Origin of the sequence: Neobacillus soli NBRC 102451, assembly GCF_001591665.1 — a bacterium.
In the GTDB taxonomy this organism is placed as follows: Bacteria; Bacillota; Bacilli; order Bacillales; family Cytobacillaceae; genus Neobacillus; species Neobacillus soli.
The window spans coordinates 145,127-167,343 of record NZ_BCVI01000033.1; the positions used below are offsets into that span (position 1 = coordinate 145,127).

19 protein-coding genes are annotated in these 22,217 nt (G+C 40.1%); 7 read left to right on the top strand and 12 right to left on the bottom strand.

Going from position 1 to position 22,217, the window contains the following annotated elements:
• Positions 1-132: 132 nt before the first annotated feature.
• Positions 133-678: a serine O-acetyltransferase gene (locus BSO02S_RS12380; RefSeq protein WP_066067278.1), complete on the top strand. Its 546-nt coding sequence runs from the start codon at positions 133-135 to the stop codon at positions 676-678.
• Positions 679-795: 117 nt separating this feature from the next.
• On the opposite strand, the gene BSO02S_RS12385 is transcribed toward BSO02S_RS12380, so the two are convergent.
• From BSO02S_RS12385 to BSO02S_RS12400, 4 genes are all read right to left on the bottom strand, one after another.
• Positions 796-1,857, bottom strand: coding sequence for an acyltransferase (locus tag BSO02S_RS12385; RefSeq protein ID WP_066067281.1), 1,062 nt, complete (start codon positions 1,855-1,857; stop codon positions 796-798).
• Between the two features lie 73 nt (positions 1,858-1,930).
• Positions 1,931-3,115, bottom strand: coding sequence for an O-antigen ligase family protein (locus BSO02S_RS12390; RefSeq protein ID WP_066067284.1), 1,185 nt, complete (start codon positions 3,113-3,115; stop codon positions 1,931-1,933).
• A gap of 1 nt (position 3,116) precedes the next feature.
• Complete coding sequence (locus BSO02S_RS12395) at positions 3,117-4,211, bottom strand: glycosyltransferase family 1 protein (protein WP_066067287.1); 1,095 nt, start codon at positions 4,209-4,211, stop codon at positions 3,117-3,119.
• 13 nt (positions 4,212-4,224) lie between these two features.
• Positions 4,225-5,586, bottom strand: coding sequence for an oligosaccharide flippase family protein (locus BSO02S_RS12400; RefSeq protein ID WP_084375000.1), 1,362 nt, complete (start codon positions 5,584-5,586; stop codon positions 4,225-4,227).
• 71 nt (positions 5,587-5,657) lie between these two features.
• Here BSO02S_RS12400 and BSO02S_RS12405 point away from each other — a divergent pair, with 71 nt between their 5' ends.
• The gene (locus BSO02S_RS12405; RefSeq protein ID WP_066067293.1) at positions 5,658-6,185 is read left to right on the top strand and encodes a hypothetical protein; all 528 of its coding nucleotides are present in this window, start codon (positions 5,658-5,660) and stop codon (positions 6,183-6,185) included.
• A gap of 48 nt (positions 6,186-6,233) precedes the next feature.
• On the opposite strand, the gene BSO02S_RS12410 is transcribed toward BSO02S_RS12405, so the two are convergent.
• The 4 genes from BSO02S_RS12410 to BSO02S_RS27080 all read right to left on the bottom strand — a co-directional run bounded on the left by BSO02S_RS12410 (position 6,234) and on the right by BSO02S_RS27080 (position 9,513).
• Complete coding sequence (locus BSO02S_RS12410) at positions 6,234-7,331, bottom strand: glycosyltransferase family 4 protein (protein WP_169802748.1); 1,098 nt, start codon at positions 7,329-7,331, stop codon at positions 6,234-6,236.
• Between the two features lie 11 nt (positions 7,332-7,342).
• Positions 7,343-8,479, bottom strand: a complete 1,137-nt coding sequence (locus BSO02S_RS12415) for a glycosyltransferase family 4 protein (protein WP_066067300.1) — start codon at positions 8,477-8,479, stop codon at positions 7,343-7,345.
• 4 nt (positions 8,480-8,483) lie between these two features.
• On the bottom strand, positions 8,484-9,161 hold the full coding sequence (locus tag BSO02S_RS12420) for an exopolysaccharide biosynthesis polyprenyl glycosylphosphotransferase (protein ID WP_084375001.1): 678 nt from the start codon (positions 9,159-9,161) through the stop codon (positions 8,484-8,486).
• Positions 9,162-9,345: 184 nt separating this feature from the next.
• Positions 9,346-9,513: a hypothetical protein gene (locus BSO02S_RS27080; RefSeq protein ID WP_157081456.1), complete on the bottom strand. Its 168-nt coding sequence runs from the start codon at positions 9,511-9,513 to the stop codon at positions 9,346-9,348.
• Between the two features lie 183 nt (positions 9,514-9,696).
• Between BSO02S_RS27080 and BSO02S_RS12425 the strand changes: the two genes are divergently transcribed.
• Positions 9,697-10,164, top strand: a complete 468-nt coding sequence (locus BSO02S_RS12425; RefSeq protein WP_235846915.1) for a hypothetical protein — start codon at positions 9,697-9,699, stop codon at positions 10,162-10,164.
• On the opposite strand, the gene BSO02S_RS26355 is transcribed toward BSO02S_RS12425, so the two are convergent.
• On the bottom strand, positions 10,155-10,316 hold the full coding sequence (locus BSO02S_RS26355; RefSeq protein ID WP_235846916.1) for a thiamine pyrophosphate-dependent enzyme: 162 nt from the start codon (positions 10,314-10,316) through the stop codon (positions 10,155-10,157). The genes BSO02S_RS12425 and BSO02S_RS26355 overlap by 10 nt on opposite strands.
• A 96-nt stretch (positions 10,317-10,412) precedes the next feature.
• Between BSO02S_RS26355 and BSO02S_RS28000 the strand changes: the two genes are divergently transcribed.
• Entirely contained in the window at positions 10,413-11,360 is a 948-nt protein-coding gene (locus tag BSO02S_RS28000; RefSeq protein WP_235846917.1) for a L,D-transpeptidase family protein, read from the top strand.
• A 258-nt stretch (positions 11,361-11,618) separates the two neighbouring features.
• Positions 11,619-15,014 carry a carboxypeptidase regulatory-like domain-containing protein gene (locus tag BSO02S_RS12435; protein WP_066067309.1) on the top strand — a complete coding sequence of 1,132 codons (3,396 nt, stop codon included), beginning with the start codon at positions 11,619-11,621 and terminating at the stop codon, positions 15,012-15,014.
• Positions 15,015-15,142: 128 nt separating this feature from the next.
• Here BSO02S_RS12435 and BSO02S_RS28005 read toward each other — a convergent pair whose 3' ends face one another.
• From BSO02S_RS28005 to BSO02S_RS12450, 3 genes are all read right to left on the bottom strand, one after another.
• The gene (locus BSO02S_RS28005) at positions 15,143-16,702 is read right to left on the bottom strand and encodes an N-acetylmuramoyl-L-alanine amidase (protein WP_066067312.1); all 1,560 of its coding nucleotides are present in this window, start codon (positions 16,700-16,702) and stop codon (positions 15,143-15,145) included.
• A 442-nt stretch (positions 16,703-17,144) separates the two neighbouring features.
• A complete protein-coding gene (locus BSO02S_RS12445) occupies positions 17,145-17,969 on the bottom strand; it encodes an N-acetylmuramoyl-L-alanine amidase (RefSeq protein ID WP_066067315.1) in 825 nt (274 codons plus the stop codon).
• A 222-nt stretch (positions 17,970-18,191) separates the two neighbouring features.
• Positions 18,192-19,493 (bottom strand): NCS2 family permease, encoded by a 1,302-nt coding sequence (locus BSO02S_RS12450; protein WP_066067317.1) that lies wholly within the window; start codon positions 19,491-19,493, stop codon positions 18,192-18,194.
• A gap of 519 nt (positions 19,494-20,012) precedes the next feature.
• Between BSO02S_RS12450 and galE the strand changes: the two genes are divergently transcribed.
• Entirely contained in the window at positions 20,013-20,984 is a 972-nt protein-coding gene (galE, locus tag BSO02S_RS12455) for a UDP-glucose 4-epimerase GalE (RefSeq protein ID WP_066067320.1), read from the top strand.
• Positions 20,985-21,187: 203 nt separating this feature from the next.
• Entirely contained in the window at positions 21,188-22,072 is an 885-nt protein-coding gene (locus BSO02S_RS12460) for a DUF4352 domain-containing protein (protein ID WP_235846919.1), read from the top strand.
• Positions 22,073-22,217 lie beyond the last annotated feature (145 nt).

A 22,217-nucleotide genomic window follows, 5' to 3' on the forward strand; every position in this document is an offset into this window, starting at 1 on the left:
TGTCACCACCCGGATTTTGTCGAATGTTGTAATAGTGGTAGCCTACGCCATATATAGGAAGTATAATAGTTAATAATATTTAAATGAAATAGTGGGTACGCACAATAAATTTTTGCTAGGAAGGTTTTACGAATGAGCAACTTTTCGAAAGACTTTACAAGAAATTATGGTCATTTTAAGGGGTTCCAAATAGCCCTAGTGTTCTTTTACTTTCCAGGTGTATATGCCTGTTTTATTTATCGACTACTAAATTACCTTTATAAAAAGGAAGGTATCCCTTGGCGCTTATTGTATCGAGCTTTGTTCCTGATGCTTTATGTCCCGTTTAAGTTCATTACCGGTGTAGAAATCCATCCTGAGGCGGAGATAAAGGGCGGTTTATCCATCCCACATTGTACAAGCATAGTGATTGCAAAGAATGCAAAGATTGGTGAAAACTTTACCATTCATCAGTGCTGTACGGTCGGAATGAGTTACAAAAATCTTCAATCGCCAGTGATTGGGGATAACGTCTTTCTAAGCTGCAATGCTTCGATTATCGGCGATATTGAGGTAGGGAATAATGTCATTATTTTAGCGAATAGCAGTGTGGCGAAAAGTATTGGAAATGATCTCATTGTGGGCGGGGTACCGGCAAAAATCATTAAAGAGAATACGTATGATTTTTATCATCATTAGTGGTTAATACCACGTGAATAGATGGAAAAAAGGACTGGTACAGAATACCAGTCCTTTCTGTTGTGCCCGGAATAGAATGGCAAGCCCCTACCGTCGTCATATAGGTTCATTATTTTATCAAAAACGTAGTGATTTCCTAAACCCCGATTTTATTTCTTGCAAAAAATGATAACTATAATAAGAAATGATAAAAATAAACGGAGTGAATAATAGATTCCAGATTAAAGTGTGCGTAATGCCTTTTAAATGAAGAATATTTACTACACTGTAACTTAAACTAATAAATAAGGGGTGAATCACATAAATTCCAACTGAATTTGCCCCGACCTTATTAACTAAGGCATGGTTTATCTTTGGATTAGTAAGGACAAATAATACTAAAGCTATTATTGTTAGAAGGGTAAAAAAGTAATAGTTTTGCCAAATTCCATTTAACCGAGAAACGGAAAGTTCACCCTCAAGAATCTGTAAAAAAGAGAATAGTAAAAATAGAATGCTCCATATGTAGGGCTTTAATTTAAGTTTTATATACTTAAAATTATTAGAAAGAACGTATCCTAATGTTACATAAAATAATCCGAAAAATAAGGCGTCTCTTGTGTCCAAAGGTGTTATTAATAAGGTGGAATAGGATTGCCCCAATACTCCGGCTATATTCAAAATAAAACCAATCCCTAATAGCAGCTTTACTTTTCCCATTTTTATAAAAATAGCTAGAATGATAATGGACCATATTAAGGCCGCTAAATACCATAAATGATAGGATGTACCAGCGTTTATTCCATAGTATAAATTCCTTATACGGAACACAGAGGCTAAATAATTGCTCATTTCCACGTCTAGATTTAATCCTTGTACAAGGGATTTTAGCGCAATCGTGATTAAATCGTAAAAGAAAAAAAAGACTGACCAAACTACAAGTTGTTTAGTGATCTTTAGTAAGTACCTTTTAAGGTACGCCGATTTTTTGCCCGTTAGGATAAGTTTTTGCCCTAAAAAGTATCCTGAGATAACAAAAAAGTAGGGAACACCAAATCTAGCAAATACATTTATGATAAAACTGATTTTTTCACCATCGATTCCGCCAAATTGATAGTCGTAGAATGGGGACGTATGAATACATACAACAAAGAAGATGGCAAAAAATTTTATGAAATCAATTGTATCATTACGTTCCAAAGTCATTTTCCTTTCCAAGTATATTAATTAGATTGGTTGTGTTAAACTTACCAATTGATTTGCGCTCCAGGATCTAAGATAACCCCGTTTTAGCTTTCTTGTTGACTTCCTCGCCAAAGAACAATAAGCCAACAACATGAAAAAAGGCAATTGTAATTCCATTTCCGATTAATCCAAACATTGCTTCTGTCATGCTAAAGAGTATAAACGTAACAATAATAATAAGTGGAAAAATCGCCAAATCGTCCCGTCTCTTTTGGACGGTAAAACGGAATGCTAATACTGTTAATAACAGTAGAAAAACGGTTAACAAAATTGCAGGAATAATGCCGTAAGCCCCCAGGATAAAGACAATACTATTATGGGCCCCTTCAAAAAACTTTTGAAAGTAGTCATCTCCATTTCCGAATAAAGAAGAATCCTTGATAACAACCTGCCATACCCCTGTCCGGCCGCTTAAGAAATTACCTTCACTATAGGTCGAAGAAAACTTTTCAACCATTCCATTAAAAAACATTTCTCTAATAGGAGAAAACCAGCCAATTAAGCCGACAAAGCTAATCATGAGAATCGGCTTAAAATTCCTCTGTGTAAAAATATAGTGGACAGAAATAATCAGCGTAATAAATCCGACAACCAAAAAGGATGTGCGGCTGGATGATAGAATAACACTAACGAGTGACAGGATCATGGCAGCGACTATCATTACTTTCGCAAATCTTCTTTGTTTAGAAAGAGTGATTAATGTAAAGAAACCCGTAATAAAGGCGATGGCTGCTATTTGTCCAAACCCATTCGGGTTTGCTGCAATCCCCGTATAGGGCAGAAAGTCGATTGGCCTGCTAAGATATGAAATAAGGATGTAAAGAAAGTTAGCCGTAAATAGGGCCTGATGAATAACAAGACCAGCTATTTTTGTCATAAAGGACATTACCGTAAAATAGATAAAGGGTACCATTAGTAAAAAAAACAAACCTTGAAATGGGAATGACTGGTGAATCACTTCGGATAGTGCAACAGATAAACTAAATAAAATCCAGATAATAAAAATATAAATAGAAAAAAAGGAAGAAAACCTAAAAGTCATTCGTTTATTTTTTTTAAAGTAAATAAAAATTAGGATAGAAAAGGCAAATAAAATAAGGACATATCTTGTATATATTAGTGCCGTAGAGAGCGGATGATAAGGATTTCCCATAAGCACAATCGAAGCAGCAAAGTAAATCATCGTAAAGAGAATAAAGTTTGTCTTTTTCATGCTAATAGCCACTGTAGACCTTTTCTAAGTATTTTGCGGTTTCCACTACATCGTACCCGAACTTTGCCAGATGGCTCTTTCGTTCATCCCAGCCCGGCCTTTCCTTTATATTGATTATTTCCACTACTTCCTCTGCCCACGCCTTTGCTCCATCATTTAAACTTTTAAAGGTTACGAGATTCATTGATAAATCGACATCCGTAGGAACAGTATCCGATACTAAGCATGGTACGCCTGCAGCTTGCGCCTCAATGACAACATTGCCAAGGCCTTCATATTTAGAAGGAAAAAGGAAAATATCCATCATGCTTAATACCTCTGGGATATCCGAACGAATTCCCAGCAGTTTCACGGAATCTTGTAATTGATAAGATTGTATCAAGTCTTGGATCTTGTCTCGTTCAGGACCATCGCCCGCGAGTACGGCAGCTGCTTTCGGATGTTTATTTTTAAAATGATAGAACGCCTCTAGAAAAAACGAATGATTTTTTACTGCGTCAAATCGGCCGACATGCCCAATTACGATCGAATCGACTGGTTTGCCTCCATTTCTTTGCGATACATGTTCATATGCTTGAAGATTGAAACTGTTTGGTAAAACAATGGTTTTCGCACTTTTTCCAAATAATGATTCCCCAGCAGTCATCGAACAGGCAAACGTATGTGTTGCATTTTTTAGAAGATTTGATTTCATATATAATTGATAGACTCGTCGTGGAAGAGTCAGTTGTTTCCCGTCTGATGTCGTATGACTATGGGCGGCCCGGATGGGGATGAGAACCTTCCTAGCTACTTCCAAAATAAAACCACTAAAGAAATGGGCATGACTATGAATCGCACTAAACTTGTTTTGAGTGAGGAGTCGGTATAATTGTTTTTGATAGGTTTTAATATATTTAATCCTTGGGTAGGGCAGTCTGAAAATCCTGCCCCCTAAAGCGAGTATTTCTTGTTCGTAGTACCCAATTTCCTCCGTATGTACTAAAAAGTCAAACTGGACCTTTTCGCGGTCAATCGCCCGGTATAAATTGAGAATCATTGTTTCGGCACCGCCCACATTCATGGCCGTAAACACATGAAGAACTCGATTAGTCATTGATATCACTCCGTTAGTTCGAGGTCTGAATCGATAGTCGATGATGTTTTTTCGCTTGGGAAAGATACCACGTCACCGTTATAGCAAGTGTTAAAAGCTGTATGGCTGTTGTTATAATGGTTACAACTGCCGCTCCTGTTAATCCATACGCAGGGATTAAGAGAATACTTAGTACGATCGTTGATATCACCCAAATAATCGAAAGAATCGGCTGGATCGAAAATTTCCGCATCGCTGTCAGTGCAATGCCAAAAAACGAGCCTGCGTACATCAACGTCCCGGCAATCATCAGGAAAACAAAAAGCTGATGGTATTGGATATAATCCTTTGTGTAGATGATTCCAAGGACCTGCTTACCGATCACTAGCGTCAGAATGATCCCGATCAATCCATAAATGAATCCGAAAAGGACAAATTTCATTAATAGCTTGGAGAACTTGGTGTACTCTTCCTGACCAAAATAACTCGCTAAGCGGGGGCTTATCGTTTGCCCAATCGCATTAATGACAAGATTACCAGCAGTGACGATATAAAATAGAGCAGAAAAGTAGCCAACCGCTTCGGTTCCAATCATATGTTCAATCACATAGCGTGGAATGTTGGTATAAAGAGAGATCATCATCATCACCAATCCAAGCGGAAAACTCGTCAGAAACAGCCGTTTTACCGAATGAAGATTTAATGTTGATGGGGAAAGCGCAACCATTCTCTTGGCCTTTGGTACCTCTAGAATGATAAGTAGACACAGCCAGGATATTGCAAATCCTGTCACGGCTATTAAAAGGTTACTCGTAAAGGTGATAAGAACGGCTATTATAAAAAGCGAAATGCACCCTCTAATGACGAGGGACTTTGCAATCATATCCATTCGTTCATGTTTTTGAAACAAGCCATAATGGAGCTCAATGACGGATTCTATTAGTTTAGCTAATCCCACAAGAAAAATAACCAAAGCGGTTTGTCCCGTATATCCCCCTATAAGTACAACAATCCCTAGTACGAAAAGGGCTATAAAACTATTTATCCCCTTAAGAGTAAGGTAGTTACGAAATGTAAACTCTTCCTTTATATCGGTCGCTAAAACTGAACGTAATTGAAGATCAAATATTAAGATAATTGGTGCTGTTACAGCTAATCCAAGCGTAAATCCCCCGACCATTTTAGGAGAACCTAGCTTAGCCAGTACCATAATAATCCCCCACTGGGACAGGGCATAAATTAAATTGCCAATTAACATATATGACACATTCCTCTTAAGTGACAAAGGAACCAATGACCTAACCCCCATAAACCAAAATCTATTTGCTAATTTCATTATATGGTAAAAATGGGTGCCTGTCACCGCCCGAATTTTGTCGAAGAAGACCGTCATCATTTGTCATTGATGTAAGCAGGTTCAACGTTTATAATCTAATTAGATAGTATATTTTGGTAGGGGGAAAACAAGTGAAGGCATATGGAAAAATTATCATTGTTTTGATGTTATCTGTTTCGTTAATTGGTTTAAGCGGCTGCTTCGGAAAAGATAAAGATTCAAATACAGCTAAACAACAGGCTAATGCCTCAACTCAAAGTACCGATAAAGCTGCAGAAAAGGACCAAAGCACGGATCAAGCAGATAAGACAACAGAAAGTACCAATCAAACGAATAAGACATCTCAGAGCACTAAACCAGCAAATAAGGCATCAGATAAAACAACTCAAAAGACTGATACTGGAAAGAAGCCTTCAAAAAATACAAATACAAAGCCATCTAAGAATCAAACTGCCGTTGGCGAAAAAGAGATTACTAACTTTATCCTTGATAATACTAGAATTGTTCAAATTTCCAATATTAGCAGACGAACCAATGAAAAACATCCTGACTTAGGACCATTTTTTGTTGTAAGAGGGATTGATTTAAGGGGAGAAGTAAGCGAAGTTTGGGTGAAAGATATGAAAATTTTCGAGATGGTCACACAAACAAAAAAATAAATTTAAAAAAGGAAAACGATAGAAATCGGTCTAATTCGTTTTCCTTTTTTATTTGAATAAATAAACCTCATTCGTTTCCAAACACATCTGTTCCACAGTAAAGGCCCCGGCCCTTTCTAAAAGAACCTTCCCCATCTCTTCACGTGCGGAATCATCTGACACTAATGAAACAAGTTTGCGATACATCGCTTCATCATCGTTGATGTCAACAAGGATATCCCTAGTGCCATAAGGGTCCACGACTTCTTTCACACCGCCAACATCTGTGCTAATGACGGGCAGGCCCCGCCCGCATGCTTCGAGTAAAACGTAGGGAAGCCCTTCTTTATGGGAGGTAATTACCATGGCATGCATGTTGTCCATCCATTCAAGAACATTGTCCTGATGGCCTTTTAACTGAACGATTGCTTGCAGGTTCCGCTTTACAATCTCCGTTTGATAATGGTCATATAACGGACCATTGCCAATCAGCCAGAACTCTACTTTTTGGCCGTTAAAGCGGGAAGCAAGCCTGAGTAGCATATCGAGATTCTTTTCCGAGACAAAGCGGCCGACAAACCCAATGACCTTTTTATCCGTATCGCGAAGCCTAAGCTGCTTTTTCTGCCAATCAGAGTGGGAGGTGATCGCCTGCTCAGGGATCCCATTATGGATAACAGACATCTTCTGCTCCTTGATCCCGTATGTCTTTCCTTGCTGATAATCATAGTTTGAAACAGTGATTATATTAGTAGATATCGAGCTGAATAATTTCTCAAGCGATAAATAAAGGTTTTTCTTTTTCGATGATAAGGTTGGGTCTGTGAACACAAAGCCATGTGCCGTATAAATGTTCTTACTCGTGTGATTCAAAAAACCAGCAAGCCGGGCAATGATGCCAGCCTTTGAACTGTGCGAGTGGACAATATCATAGTTTCCTTTTTTAATAAAAAGAAAGACATGCCACAATGCTTTCAAATCTTTCGCTAACTTAATCGTTCTTGGGATGGGGATAACGGTGGCCGCAATGTTTTGCTCAGCTAACGCTTGTTGGAGCGGACCCTCCTCGCCAAGAACAACATGGACATCATGTCCTTTCTTGGAAAACCAATCAGACAGATAAAGTAAATGGTTTTGTGCGCCGCCAATGTCTGCGCCTGTAATCACATAGAGGATTTTCATGAGTAAATGGTGTTAATGACACCTGCAACTCCTTTTACAAATGATTTCTTCGTAAAATGGGCCTCATATCTTGCCAGGGCTTGCTGTCCCATCCACTCACACAAAACGGGCTGTTCGAGAAGAATAATTAGTTTCTCAACAAGTTCCGCAGCACTTCCCGGACCAATGAGAAACCCCGTTTTTCCGTCCTCGATTAACTCAGGCACGCCGCCAACATTGGTTGAAATACACGGCAGACCTAAGGCCATGGCCTCAATAATAGAGAGCGGCATTCCTTCTGTATCTGAGGGCAGAATGAAGACATTTGAATGGAGTAACGGTTCCCAAGGATTTTCAATCCAGCCTAGGAAGGAGACGGATTCTGAAATATCCAATTGATTCATTAGTTTGTTTAGTGAATGTTTATATTCATCGCTATGCCATGGAGGTTTCTCTCCGATGATATTTAGGTGAACGTGATAGCCTAGTTTCCTAAGCTCTGCACAAGCTAAAATGGCCAGGTCCTGCCTTTTTCCTTCAATTAAAGTTCCGACCATGCTTAACGTGAACATAGGATTTTCCTTTTTCCGTCCGGGTGATGTTATTTCTACCCCATTATGTACGACAATAAATTTTTCTTTTTGTTTTGGAAATTGTGACTGGTATTTTTCAGATAATAAATGAGAAACGACAATAATTTGATCCGCCATCGTTACGCATATTTTTCCCAACGGATTAGTAAGCTGTTCTTCACCGTGGATATGCCAGATGACCTTTCGGCCGAGCATTTTTGCCAGCCAGCCTATAATTAACTGGGAGCGGAATTGACTTGTATAGATAAGGTGAATCCGATTCTTTAGGATAAAGGAACTTACCTTAAGAAGGTGAGGAATCATCTGTAATAATTGAAAAAGTAAAAAAAATATCCCAGTTGGAACTTGTCCTTTTCGAATCCCATTTACGGTTTTGTTAATGGGAATAAGTGTAACGTTCTTTCCAGAAGCTTTTACACGGCTGTTCATTGGTCCATCTGTTGAAGTCACAAAAAAGGTTTCCATCGAATCCTGATGGTCGAGGGCAGCTAGAAGTTCAAGTTCACATTTTTGAGCTCCGCCCCATTCCGGACGGCTTTCGTAAAAAAGAATTCGCTTCACTTTCTTATCTCCACCCTTTGGCGAACAAAATAACGGGAATTGATTTAATCATAATCTTTAAATCTAGCAAAATAGAATAGTGGTAAATATAGTATAAGTCTAGTTCTAATTTATCCTTTGGAGCCAGGTCATAGCCGCCATTAATTTGCGCCCAGCCGGTAATCCCTGGTTTCACTTGAAGGCGGTTGCGGAAATGAGGAAGTTCTTTTTCGAAATCTTTAATAAAAATGGGTCGTTCCGGACGTGGACCAATAATCGACATTTCCCCGCGTAAGATATTAATAAATTGAGGGATTTCATCAATTCGGTATTTTCGTAAATAATGGCCAACCACTGTGATCCGCGAATCATTTTTATTGGCCCATTGCGGCCCATTCTTTTCCGCGTCGCTATACATAGTTCTAAATTTGAGAATGAAAAAGGATTTGCCATCAAGCCCAATTCGTTCCTGTTTGTAAAAGATTGAACCCAGTGAATCAATTTTAATCAAAACAGCAATCACGATAAATAATGGGAAAAGGATGATTAATGAACATAGGCTAAATAAACTATCGATTAATTGTTTAATAAAAAAATAAAGTGGTTTTCTTTTAATGGTAGTTACTAGGTTTTGTTCATTGATTACTCTCATCTCTCTCCACCTTATTAACAATGATGTTAAAGCAATGAAATTGGGTGCAATTACAAATTTAATAGGATATTATATTCAGAATTATATTATAAAAAGTCTAGCTAATCTATACTATATTTAAATTAGGTCCTTTCACGCCACATATTTTGTCGAAATGTGAACGGTGACAGGCACCACCCGAAATTTGTCGAATTCAAAAAGAGCCATGGAAGAGTCCATGGCATTTTGAATATGGTTACCAAACGTCAACATCATCGAAATGGTCATCACTGTAAACATCTGCAGCTCTGTTTGCTTCCCACTCGTCACGAGTAATTCCGGTGGATATGATTTCATTTTGAACTTCTTCACTATTCCATTCGGCATCGAGCTGATTAGCCCGGTCATTTGGATCTATTACCATTTTTCTCACCTCCATTATTAGCATTGCCACTATTTCCGTCACTTTATTAGTATTTAAGAAGAAAAGACAAAATCCGACAATTCTCGGGGCGTGACAGGCACCATTCTGGCACCATTCTATTTAGGTACGGTGGGACATATTCTTTAGTAATTAGAGTGTTTGATGGTAAAGGAGATTGTTATCGTGAAAAGGTCTGTTCCTTCTAAAGGGTTGTTTATTGGAATTTTATTGATTGCTGGCATCCTAACCGTTTTTCTGTTGATGAGGTGGGTTTTCTTTTCGCCCGGTAACGAGGCGAAGGAGGTGGTTGATGAGTTTTATGGGTACGAAGCTGGGGGTGACTTCTCGAAATCATGGGGGTTATTCCATTCTTCGATGAAAGAAAAGTTCAACAAAGGAAATTACATTCAGGACCGGGCTCATGTTTTCATGAATCATTTTGGTGTTGAATCCTTTACCTATACAATCGATAAACCTGAAAACCTAGAAACGTGGAAAATGTCCAAAACTGGACCGGCCCTAAAGGATGTTTACAAGGTTCTTGTCACGCAAACTTTTAAGGGCAAATACGGAAACTTTGACTTAAAACAGGAGGTCTTTGTTGCGGAAGAAAAGGGCGAGTGGAGGATTATCTGGGATTATCAGCAATAATCCCTTATCAGCCACCTCATTTCTGCCTCTTTTTCGCCAAAGGCTTGGGCCAATTTGGCAAAGTTTGGTGAGCCCATTTTCACAGCAGAATAGCGGCCATGATAAAAGAGCTCCTGCCACTGGCGAACCATCCCGAGATAGCGACCATTCAAGATACCTCAACAAGAGAATCATGGTAATATTAAATTATAAGTATTCCATAGTCACAACCGTGAAAAGGAAGGAAGCTTCACAAAGGAGGGGTTTTTGTGGCAGCAAAAATGATCGCTATGTTGCTTGCAATTAGTACAATATGGATATCGAGCCAGTTTGGAGTCTCTGCGGCAGCCGACCCGTGTGCAGCTGTAAAGGCTGACACAAAGGTTAGTTGGGACAAGGCCGAGATAAAGCCCTATCAAATTGCCAGGGCAACCATTTTGAAAAAAGTAACTGTTTTTAAAATGGATGGGAGTAAGAAAATCACTGTAAGAACTGCAAAAGCAGGAGAGAAATTCCCCATTTACTCGATCCAATCCAATCTGCTAGGGTTAGGAAATGGGTTATACGTTACACAGGATAAGAACGTGAAACTAGAAAAAGCAAGCAAGAAGCTGCAGCAGTTAGCCATGTGTGTTCGTGACAAAAAATTAGCAACAGCTGCGGGACAGATGATTGTTGTAAAGGCTTCGACCCGGGATAAAACGAAAGCCACATTACAAAGGTATGAAAAGAAAAAAGGAAAATGGGTGAAAGTATCCTCGCCGATGCAAGCCGTAATCGGCAAGAAGGGTGTCGGGAAAACAAAAGAAGGTGACAGCCTAACACCAAAAGGAACGTATCCGCTTGGGACGTCATTTGGCTGGGGTACAAAGCCTGCCGGCATGAAGTACCCTTTTCGTGAAGCCACCAAATACGATTACTGGGTCGACTACGTAAAATCGAAGGACTATAACCAATGGATCCATTATACTGGTAATCCCCATCACAAATGGAAATCCTTTGAACGGCTGACCCACCCGCTTTATAAATATGCCGTAGTCATTCGCTACAACGAGGAACCGATTATCAGCGGAGCGGGAAGTGCCATTTTTCTACACATCAAAAATAAAACAACTCGCTACACTTTAGGCTGCACAGCCATATCAGAAAAAGATCTACTTAAAGTCATCAAATGGCTCAACCCTAAAAGCAAAGCGATTATCAAAATTGAAAGCTGATGGTGCCTGACACCATTACATGACACCATTACCTGACACCATTACAGGAAGTTCTTATAAAAAGGCAGTGAATTTAGATTCACTGCCTTTTGTGCTGACTATTATTAAATAATTCGAGTATTACCTTTTTTTACATGCAACTAGGTCTATTAACCTGCGAATTTTGTAGAACTTTTATAGTTCTTATTTACTACGAAAATTTGTATAATAGAATTGATTTTTAAATTATTAGATGAGTTGATAGAAGGAGGAGCACAATTGGAAAGATTATTTTTACAATTACTAGGAATTTTTAGAAGAGGGGGAATGAGCTCGAAGCAATTAAAAAAGGGAAGTTTTAAAGTACTAATATCGCTGCTAGTGCTGCAGTTATTTATCGGTAATTTTGATTTTTCAAAGGCAGCAGCTGCCAGCCAGCCGAAAATTAGCAGGACGTCAGCATCCTCGTCAGTAAACTTGGCGATTACTGTTTCCAAGAAACAATTTCCAAAGACCTCAAAGAAGGCCGTACTGACAAATAAGGAAGATAACAATAATATTTATATTTCTTCTCTTTATAGTAATAAACTTAAAGCCCCACTTTTGCTAACAGAAAAGAAAGGCTTAAATTCATCTGTCAAAAAGGAATTACAGAGATTAAAGGTTAAAGAGATTACGATTATTGCCAATAAGAAACAGATTGATACGAATGTCGAAAAGGACCTTAAGAAACTGAAAATTAAAGTGAAGAAAATTAACGGAAAAGATGTCACAGATACATCCATTCAAGTTGCAAAACAAATGAAGCCATCGAAGGGCATCATTTATTTAGTATCTAGCAAGAAAATGGATTACAGTGCCTCTGTTCCGGCGATTGCTATGAGCAAAAATGCCGCAATTATTGTGGTCGACCCGAAAAAATTGAATGGAACGGCGATTAAATACATAAATCAGTATCAGCAAAAAGTTCAAATTCATTCCTTGGGTGTATCGAAAACGGTCCTAAAACAAATGAAAAATGTCGTTACCATTACTGGAAAAGACGTATACAACTTATCTAGTAATCTCGTCAAAATGAATGGGCAGACCGGCAAGAATCTTTATCTAGTTGCCAAAAACAATTATCCCTATGCAGCACTTATTTCTTCGCTAGCTGTAAAGGAAAAGGCTTCCGTTGTGATTGCTCCTAATTCATTAACAACGGATGTAAAATCGTTAATTTTAGCAAAAAAGGTTAATGATGTTAAGGTTTTTGCAGATAAAAAGTATTTAAGTGATAAAACTGTTCGTGATTATTATAGTGCCATTACGTACCAAAAGAAGCTGCCCGCGAAAGCAGGTGTGGCTGAAATGAACGACAAAGTTAAGGTTTTATCAAAAACACAAACAAATAGTTTACTTTCTTCTATTAAAACGCAGCAGGAAGTAACAAACGGGACGGTGAAATTACGTGTCTCAACGATTGATCCAAAGGTGATGATAAAGGACTCCATCATTGCCTTGGATCCAACAAAGGATAACCCAATGGGCGGATTCCTCAAGGTAAATGAGGTGAAAAAGGCGGGAAGCCAGTATGATGTGACGGTTTCTCAGCCAACGCTGGATGAGGTTTTTCAAGATTTAAAGCTTTCCGTTGATGAGGAGGTTGATGCCTCTAAGATTGTTGCCGCCAATCTAGAACCGGGAGTAACCATCGATAATTCGGCGCCGGGTAATTCAACTAGTTTTCAAAAACAAGGGCAGACGAAAGCAAAGGATTTAACGTTAAAAGTCAATATGGATTTATTGAAGTATACAAAGGATTATGAAATATTAAAAGGAAAAGGCAAGGCAAATGCGAATCTAAGTGCCTCCGGAAAAATTAGCATTAAGGACATTAAACTTACTACAGATGTTGAAAAAGTTGCCAGTATCCCAGTGAAAATGCAATTTAATGTAAAATACAAAACGGAGACGAACTTAAATTTCACTGCAAAAGGTAAAATGGATTGGAAATTTAAGGATCAAGGGCTGGGGGAATTTAAAGGTAGTTTAGGGGAAATAGAAGGGGTAAATGTTACCGATGGAAGGCTGCCGTTAGGAAGCGTTACCTTTATCGTTACACCTACTGCTATTGTCCCTAAATCAGGCGTGGGGGCAAGCGGCTATGTGCAATGCCCTGTTGGTGTAACCATTTTCTTGGTGATGACGGCTTCTGGAAATATTGAGGCGGAAATAACCTACGATTACGTTAAAAAGACAGAGTTTGACCAAGGTGTATCACTAAGTATTAAAAATCCAAAACCAAAATTTTCTAAAGGGCCAAAAGACGGGATTACCGCACAAACTGAAACCCTTTCTGCCAAAGGAAAGCTTCATGGTGAAGTAGGCTTTGGTATCGATGCGGCCTTGAATATCGGCGGGATCATGCCTCTGGTCCTCCGAGCGGATGGAAAAGGTGTCTTAGATGTTAGCGGTAGTCTAACTCTTAAAAATGATCTGCTGAAAAAAGATATGCAATTAGAGGGCTGCTACGACATGAAGTTTGCCCCTGTTACACAGATTAAGGTTCTTGCACGCTTAAAGTGGGAATCATGGCTGCTCCCGAATGGGAACATCAATAAAGAACTTGTTATTTCTGATAAAAAATGGTTTGAAACGAAAAAATCCGCCTGCTATTTGAGTAACGGTGTGGAAGGGTATGTTACCGATGCGGCTGCCAATCTGCCCATTGAAAATGCAGTGATTGAGGCAGTTGACAAGGATCAACCGGGAGCAAAATACAAGGCAAAATCAGACAAAGAGGGCAAATATACGTTATTACTGCCTGTTGGCACCTATAATATCTCCTATGCGGTTTCAGGATATAAAACGGTCGTTCTCAATGATGTGAAAATTGAAAATAAACAAATTACCTACAATCCAAAGCTTGAAATTATTAAAAGTGATTTATATAACAAGACAGGAACTGTCGGCGGTGTAATTACTGATGCACAAACGGGCCGCGCTGTTTCAAACGCAAGTATTACCATTTATCAAGGTTTAAATGTTTCCTCCGGTCAGAAGATAAAGACGCTTACCACTGATGGGGATGGAAATTATCTATTAGTACTGCCAACAGGCCATTACACTGCCGTTATCGAAAAAGCTGGTTATATCAAGAACACGATTACACTAGTAAGTTTGCCAAATATTGAAAAACTAAATTATAACGGAACAATTACAGCTAACTTAAGCCCGGATGAGATTCGTATTGTGCTGACATGGGGGCAGGTTCCAAGTGATTTGGATTCACATCTAGCAGCGCCTTATGAAGATAAGAATGGGTCATATGAAATTTACTACGGGCGTAAAACCCATTATTATAATGGTGAGCTAATGACGAAACTGGATGTCGATGACACGGATTCAGAGGGACCTGAGACGGTAACTATTCTTAAACAAGTTCCTGGAACCTACACGTATTCCGTTGTTGATTATACAAATCTTGACCGCGATGACAGTAATGAACTATCCAATTCATCGGCTAAAGTACAGGTGTATATGGGTTCAGGATCTTCCCCTGTCAAAACTTTTTACGTACCTAGTAATAAAATAGGTAACAAGTGGAATGTATTTAAATTGGATGGGAAAACGATTACGCCAATTAACACAATTGTGAATGATAGTGATGAAGATAATGTGGATTACGATTAATGCCTGAATTTCTGTAGAGTTTCAGCGTTTGGTTGGTGTCAGGCACCCTCTGGTTTTTTGGGAAAAAGGCCGGGTTCACGAAAATGTGAGCCCGGCCTTTTTTATAAGATAGTGAGATGATCAAAACTTTATTTTGTGGAATGGATCATTTGTCCATAGAGATTCAAAATGGATTGCCCATAGGTTTTGCCTGGAACAGCCCATTTTCCGTTTAAAGCAGTCCATGTTGGGGCGGACCCTCTGTCTACAAGGTGAAAGCGGGGGTCAACCAATGGATATTGACCCGGTAATGCCTTCGGGGTAGCGTACGCGTACAAGTGTTGAAGCTGTGTAAGAACACCTTCTTCTTGTGTATCAAAGCTTGCCCCGCGAACATCAGGTCCGGTTGCTCCTATCCCTGAATAGTTATTTTGTCCAGGTTTTACGACGCCGGTAAACCGAAAATAGTCTGTTTCGTGAATGGCTTGTGCAAAGGCGACGTCTCCTCTAATCCCATAATACTCTCCGAGTGTTTGATAAAATTTACCTAATTCGGGCGCGTTAGGATTGACCTTTTTCACAAACTGATTCATCTGTTCTGAGGATAGAAAGGTTGGACCTAAAATAGAAAATTGACTAGGGTCTGCGATGATTGGGGGATTCTTTTTATCACTAGTTGGGCTGTTGTTCTTATCAGTATTCTTATCATCGGGAGCTCCGTTATTCGGGCTCTTATTTGTGTTTTCGCTTGGGCTTTTGTCTTTGGTGTCCGTTTTATTGACCTGTGGGCTTTCTTTCTGATTCGTGTTTGTGCTGCTATTTTTTGTGTCTGTTTTGGCAGGTTTTGAGTTATCTTTTTCAATGATAATAAAAGAATCCTTGAATCCAGCCTTTTTTACTTCGGCTAACCGTTGTTCCGCTTTATCCTCGCTTGAAAAAGAGGCAATCTTAACACGGTACCAAGTATTTCCGGAGATTTTGGCGGTTACAATTGACGATTTGATCCCTTTTTTGCTGAGCTCCGCTACTTGTTGAGTGGCACTTTCTTTTTCCTTATTTGAACTGGCGTAAACGGTATAAATCATTTTGGAATTCGACGTGTTCGGGCTATTTGGTTTGACCGGGGCAGTCGGTTTGCTTGGTGTGACTGGTGTACTTGCCTTTTTCTTCAGATTAAAGGCCTTTGCTACCCCGTTCGCATGGCCTTGGGCTACTTTTTGGCGCCAGGCAGGATCCTTCATCAACTTGGCATCACTGGCATTACTGATAAAACCGTTTTCCGATAACATGGCCGGCATGGAAGACTCCCTTAGAACATGAAAGTTAGCCTTTTTCTTTCCGCGGTCCTTCAGCTGATTCAATTTTATTACTTCAGCATGGATGATATCTTGATATTTAGCCGATGCACTAGAATTTGATAAGCCATTATAAATATAATCCTCGTACCCTTGGGCAGAACTTTCAGCCGAATTGATGTGAATGGCCAGAAAAAAGTCGGCGCCCCAAGCGTTGGCTTCACTTGTCCGCTGACCTAAGCTTTTGGTAGTATCACTTGTTCGGCTCATCTTAACATCAATATTTTCATAATCATTGAGCAAGATCTTTCGTATTTGTTGTGCGATATCTAAGGTAACATCCTTTTCGTTCAGCCCATTTCCTGGGGCACCGCTGTCTTGTCCGCCATGACCGGCATCTAAATAAAGTTTCATCATACTTCCTCCATTTCTTTAAAAGTGATTTTCCATTACATAATATGGTATGGGAAAGCAGAGTAAATCGTTCGAGTTCCGAATCTTACGTCCTTACCGGCATCCATTCGAATGCGGATTCCAGCGTTTGGTATCACAGTTTGCTGTCAGCCGCCATGGTGAAAACATCCGCTCCAACCATTTACCCTGCCTCCCATACAAAACCTCCACCATCTATATAAGAGAAATCCACCAAAAAGGACAGGGCCAGGAAAAAAACAAAATGTCCGCCGTGGGTGGACATTTGTACATTAGTGGTGCCTGACACCATTAACATCACTGACACCATTAACATCACTGACAACATTGATATCACTGACACCATTGATATCACTGACACCATTGATATCACTGACACCATTGATATCACTGAAACCATTGAAATCACGATTGGGGTTTGGTTTTATTCGGCGATTAGGAAGGCGTCGTTGATTCCTGCTTTTTTGAGGTCGTTGATTAGGTTGTCGGCGTTGTCGCGGTTGGAAAAGGCTCCTGCTTGGACTCGGTACCAAGTTTCGCCGGAGATGTTTGTGGTGTGAACGAATGATTCGAAGCCTTTTGTGTGCAGGAGGGCTACTCGTTCGTCGGCATGATCTTTTGATTTGAATGAGCCGCCGATAACCTTGTAAAGTGTTCCAGGGGCCGGGCTTGGGGAAGGACTTGGTGCGGGTATATTATCTTTCCGTTTGAGGTTAAAGGCTTTCGCAATTCCGTTTACGTGGCCTTCAGCTACTTTTTGGAGCCACGAGGCCTGTTTCAGCAGCCCGGCATCATGTGTGTTATCAATAAAGCCATTTTCCGATAACATGGCCGGCATGGAAGACTCCCTTAACACATGAAAATTAGCCTTTTTCTTTCCTCTGTTTTTCAACTGATTCACTTTGATGACTTCGGCATGGATGATATCCCGATATTTTGCTGTTTTTGAAGAGTCCGATAAGCTACTATGAATATAATCCTCGTAGCCTTGGGCAATACGACTGTCGGAATTAATGTGAATCGCCATAAAAAAATCTGCCCCCCAGGCATTGGCCTCGCTCGTCCGCTCTCCTAAGCTTTTGGTGGTATCACCCGTGCGGCTCATTTTTATGACAATCCCTTCATACTCATCCTGCAAAATTTTTCTGATCTTCAACGAAATATCTAATGTAAGATCCTTTTCATCCAGTCCATTACCTTGGGCGCCGGGGTCTTGTCCACCATGACCAGGGTCTAAATAAAGTTTCATTCCATCTCCTCCATTTCCTTATATGTATATGCAATTGAAGCAAGTCCGATTTTGTTCGGGTGTTTGTCACGATATTTTCAAGTGCCTGACACCACTTTCGATAAAAAGAAAAACCACCCCGCCATAAAGGCAAAAGGGTGGTTTACGGAGCAAAAAGTAAATTGGCCACGTGACACGCCAGCATAAGTGGTCAGATTCTAAGATAACGTCCCTGTTCTCAAATTACTGCTGCAAAAAGGCAAGTTGGATAAAAAACAATACCGCGAACAGATAAAGAAGCGGGTGTACCTCACGCCATCTTCCCTTGACTAACTTTAGAAGCGGGAAACTAATGAAACCAAGGGCAATTCCCGTTGAAATACTTGATGTGAGCGGCATGCTCAGAATAACCAAGAAGGCAGGGAAGGCTTCATCCAATTCATCCCAGCGGATTTTTGAGATGCTGCCCATCATTAAGCTCCCGACAATGATGAGAGCAGGTGCAGTAATCGCGGCAAGCCCGGACACCGCGCTAACAAGCGGGCCAAAGAAAGCGGCGAGAATAAACAGAATGGCAACCGTTAGCGAGGTTAAACCGGTCCGGCCCCCGGCGGCTACTCCTGACGTCGATTCAATAAAGGCCGTTGTCGGGCTCGTCCCGAACATCGCACCGATTGTTGTACCAATCGAATCTGACAGTAATGCCTTACGTGCCCGCGGCAATTTATCGCCCTTCATTAAACCAGCCTGATTGGCAACACCAATCATCGTGCCGGTGGTGTCAAAAATGGTAACAAGAATGAAGGAAAAGACAACCGCATAAAGGCCGTGCTGAATAACATCGCCCATTGCGGTAAATGGATTCGCAACAATTAGTCCCTCTGGCAGGGAAGGAAGCGACATGAATCCTTGTTTAAAGGACAGCTGGCCGGTAAAAAAGGCGATTAATCCTGTAATAACCATACCAAAAAATATCGCACCGTTCAGCCTCAGCACCATCAAAACAAGAGTGATGGCCAGACCTGCAAGAGCAAGACTGGCAGAAGCGGAATGCAGGTCGCCCAAACCAACCAGATTGCTAGGATGTGCGGTGATGATTTTCGTTTGGCGCAGACCAATGAAAGCAATAAACAACCCAATACCTGCAGTTATCCCATGTTTCAGGTTCTCCGGAATGGCCTCAATTAACTTTTCTCGGAAAGGAGTGAGAGATAAGATGACAAAAATAATACCAGCAACAAACACAGCGGCAAAGGCGGTTTGATAAGTTATCCCGTGATGCCCGCCAACGACAGAATAGGCAAAGTAGGCGTTCAGGCCCATGCCAGGCGCAATGGCGATGGGATAGTTTGCAAAAAGCGCCATCCAAAGTGTGGCCACTACAGAGGCTAAGATGGTCGCAGTGAAGACTTGGGCAAACGGAACGCCGGCGTCTGCAAGAATGACCGGGTTAACAACGACAATATAAACCATAGTGAAGAAGGTCGTGATTCCTGCAATTAGTTCTGTTTTTGTATTTGTATGATTTTCTTTCAGCTTAAACATAGGGGGGTTCCTCCAAAACACGAACATTTTTTAAGACATTTAATATAATATTCGTTTGTAGGTGAAACTTCAATTAGGTAACTATTATTTTGTCCATTTCTTTGGTTTTCTATCAATTAATCCTTATTAAACGGACGAGAAAAATAAAAAGGCGCTATATTTCATAGCACCTTAAGAGTCTGTCTTGATGATATTTTGCTTTTTTGATGATATTTTGTCTTAAGTGAAAATCTAAACAGTCTTGGGAAAGCCGGTGAAAGTAATAATAGCGCCATTTATGCCAATGAATGACCAACTGTTGAACCACTTTACCACCTCTTTAATTGGATATCACTCCATATGTTTGTACCCAGCATTTATTTTTTAAAACCAATTGTTTACTAAATGTTTCGAATGGTCAGTCAAGTTTTTGTACATGGATATAGAGGAATTTTTTAGCAAGGGTCCAAAAGAAGCTGTTTTTTTCCCGAAATGCTATAATGGAAAAATGAAATAAATTCTAGCTAAGGGGAAATGAATATGATTCTCGTCGTTGGCGGAGCTGGTTACATTGGGAGCCATCTCGTAAAGGAATTAGTTGAAAAAGAGAAGGTCGTCGTGCTTGATAACCTGTCAACAGGGCACCGCGCCGCCGTTGATAGCCGGGCCATTTTCGTGGAAGGTGACCTCGGAAATGAAGAAGATTTACAAATGATTTTCAAAAGTTATCCAATCAAGGCCGTTATGCATTTTGCTGCCTATAGCTTGGTCGGGGAATCCGTCATCGATCCATTGAAATATTATCAGAATAACGTGGCGTCGACGCTAACCTTGTTAAAAATTATGTTGAAAAACAATGTGAAAAACTTTATTTTCTCATCTACTGCAGCTACTTATGGAATTCCTGATGTGGAGCTCATTGATGAAACAAGTGCCACCAAACCGATTAATCCTTATGGTCATTCCAAACTGATGGTGGAACAGATTCTGGCCGATTTTTCAACGTCCTATGGTCTCCAGTATGTTGTATTGCGTTACTTTAATGCAGCAGGGGCCCATCAATCCGCAGCAATCGGTGAAAGTCACAATCCGGAAACCCATTTAATCCCGATTATCCTGCAGCAGCTATTAGGACAGCGGGAAAAGATTTCTGTGTTCGGCTCCGATTATGATACCGAAGATGGCACCTGCATCCGTGATTATATCCATGTCACAGATTTAGCCACTGCCCATATCCGTGCACTTGAAGCGTTGCTAACAGGGAAGAAAGAGGCTGAGATCTATAATCTAGGCAACGGTCTTGGCTATTCAGTTAAAGAAGTGATTGAAACATGTGAAAAAGTAACCGGTGTAAAAGCAAACGTGGAAATGGCTGACCGCCGTGCGGGAGATCCGGCAAGACTTGTTGCCTCCTCTAAGAAGATCTTCGAAGAACTTGGCTGGAAGGCAGAACGGAATCTAGAACGAATTATTGCCGATGCCTGGAAATGGCATCAGAATCAAACGTATTAAATTTGATTTTAAAAAATATAGGCACACGCTGTTAAGAGATAACCTCGGTATTGAACCGGGGTTGTTTTTTTTCTTTTTTTTCCATTTTAAATAGAGGTTTTTTGTTTTTTAAAAAGAATATATAAATTAACGACATATATCTGGAAAAAACGTGGATATTTGACAAAGGAATTATTTGACCAGGGGTGAAGAGATTGGCGAAGATGTTTATTTGCCCAATTTGTAAAGAGGCCAACGAAGGGTATCGAAATTATTGCAAAAAATGCGGAACCTGGATGTTAAGTACAACCTTTCCATCAAAATCAATCGAAAAACAAAGCAAGAAGCAATCATCCTATTCTAAAAAGACTGCAAATAATCATTGGGTAAGAAACCTATTTATGATTGGCACCATTTTATTTGTGCTTTTGGTCCTGCTGTCGGGGAAGGAATTAATTTATTCTTGGTTAGCATTGTTTGGGGTAGCAGGTTTTGGTTTATCAATCATTCTAGCGATTGTATTTGCGATTACAAGGAGTTTTACTGAAAGGAGGGGGGGGTTAGGTTTCCTCCTGGTATTTTCCGTCCTATCAATCATCACCAGTATCGCATTAACCCCAAAAAGCCTTGAGGCAGCCAATCCGTTGGCGCAAGCTGGAAAGGTTAATTCAGGCCCAGCCATTCCTGTTAAAAAGCAGAACTTTGACATTGGAGATAAAGTCAGTGTTGGTAAATTAACCTATATCGTCAAAGATGTCTTCCAACAAAAGAAAATTGACGGACCATTTGATACATTAACGACCGATGAGGTATTTCTAGTTATGACCATCCATGTTTCAAATAACGACAAACAACCCCGTTACGTGGATAAAAGCATGTTTAAGCTGCATGATTCACAAGGGCGGTCATTCGGGCCAGATACAAAGGCAGATAGTTATATAAATAATGAAACGGCCTTCTTTTTAAAAAGCATTAACCCCGGTATTTCAACAGAAGCAAAGATTGTTTTTGAACTGCCGCATAATGCCAAGCAGCTGAAATTAGAGGTTACATCGGGGTTTGGACTTAAAGGGAAAGAGTCGCAATTGATTACGATTGGGAGTTTATAATCTTATAAATTAAAAAAACAGGGTAACTCTGGACAATGGAGTTACCCTGTTTTTCTCTGAATCCAGCTCTAATCCCTTTGTTAAAAAATAAGATAGTATATAATCTTTGACTTTGAGAATTGTCTAACTCCAGCGCCCTAGCGGC

What these genes read in the sequence shown, in the direction of transcription:
- galE (WP_066067320.1), top strand. Translation starts at nt 20,013, where the DNA reads ATGATTCTCGTCGTTGGCGGAGCTGGTTACATTGGGAGCCATCTCGTA.
- BSO02S_RS12390 (WP_066067284.1), bottom strand. Translation starts at nt 3,115, where the DNA reads ATGAAAAAGACAAACTTTATTCTCTTTACGATGATTTACTTTGCTGCT.
- BSO02S_RS12380 (WP_066067278.1), top strand. Translation starts at nt 133, where the DNA reads ATGAGCAACTTTTCGAAAGACTTTACAAGAAATTATGGTCATTTTAAG.
- BSO02S_RS12450 (WP_066067317.1), bottom strand. Translation starts at nt 19,493, where the DNA reads ATGTTTAAGCTGAAAGAAAATCATACAAATACAAAAACAGAACTAATT.
- BSO02S_RS12395 (WP_066067287.1), bottom strand. Translation starts at nt 4,211, where the DNA reads ATGACTAATCGAGTTCTTCATGTGTTTACGGCCATGAATGTGGGCGGT.
- BSO02S_RS12400 (WP_084375000.1), bottom strand. Translation starts at nt 5,586, where the DNA reads ATGATGACGGTCTTCTTCGACAAAATTCGGGCGGTGACAGGCACCCAT.
- BSO02S_RS12460 (WP_235846919.1), top strand. Translation starts at nt 21,188, where the DNA reads ATGTTTATTTGCCCAATTTGTAAAGAGGCCAACGAAGGGTATCGAAAT.
- BSO02S_RS27080 (WP_157081456.1), bottom strand. Translation starts at nt 9,513, where the DNA reads ATGGTAATAGATCCAAATGACCGGGCTAATCAGCTCGATGCCGAATGG.
- BSO02S_RS12445 (WP_066067315.1), bottom strand. Translation starts at nt 17,969, where the DNA reads ATGAAACTTTATTTAGACCCTGGTCATGGTGGACAAGACCCCGGCGCC.
- BSO02S_RS28005 (WP_066067312.1), bottom strand. Translation starts at nt 16,702, where the DNA reads ATGAAACTTTATTTAGATGCCGGTCATGGCGGACAAGACAGCGGTGCC.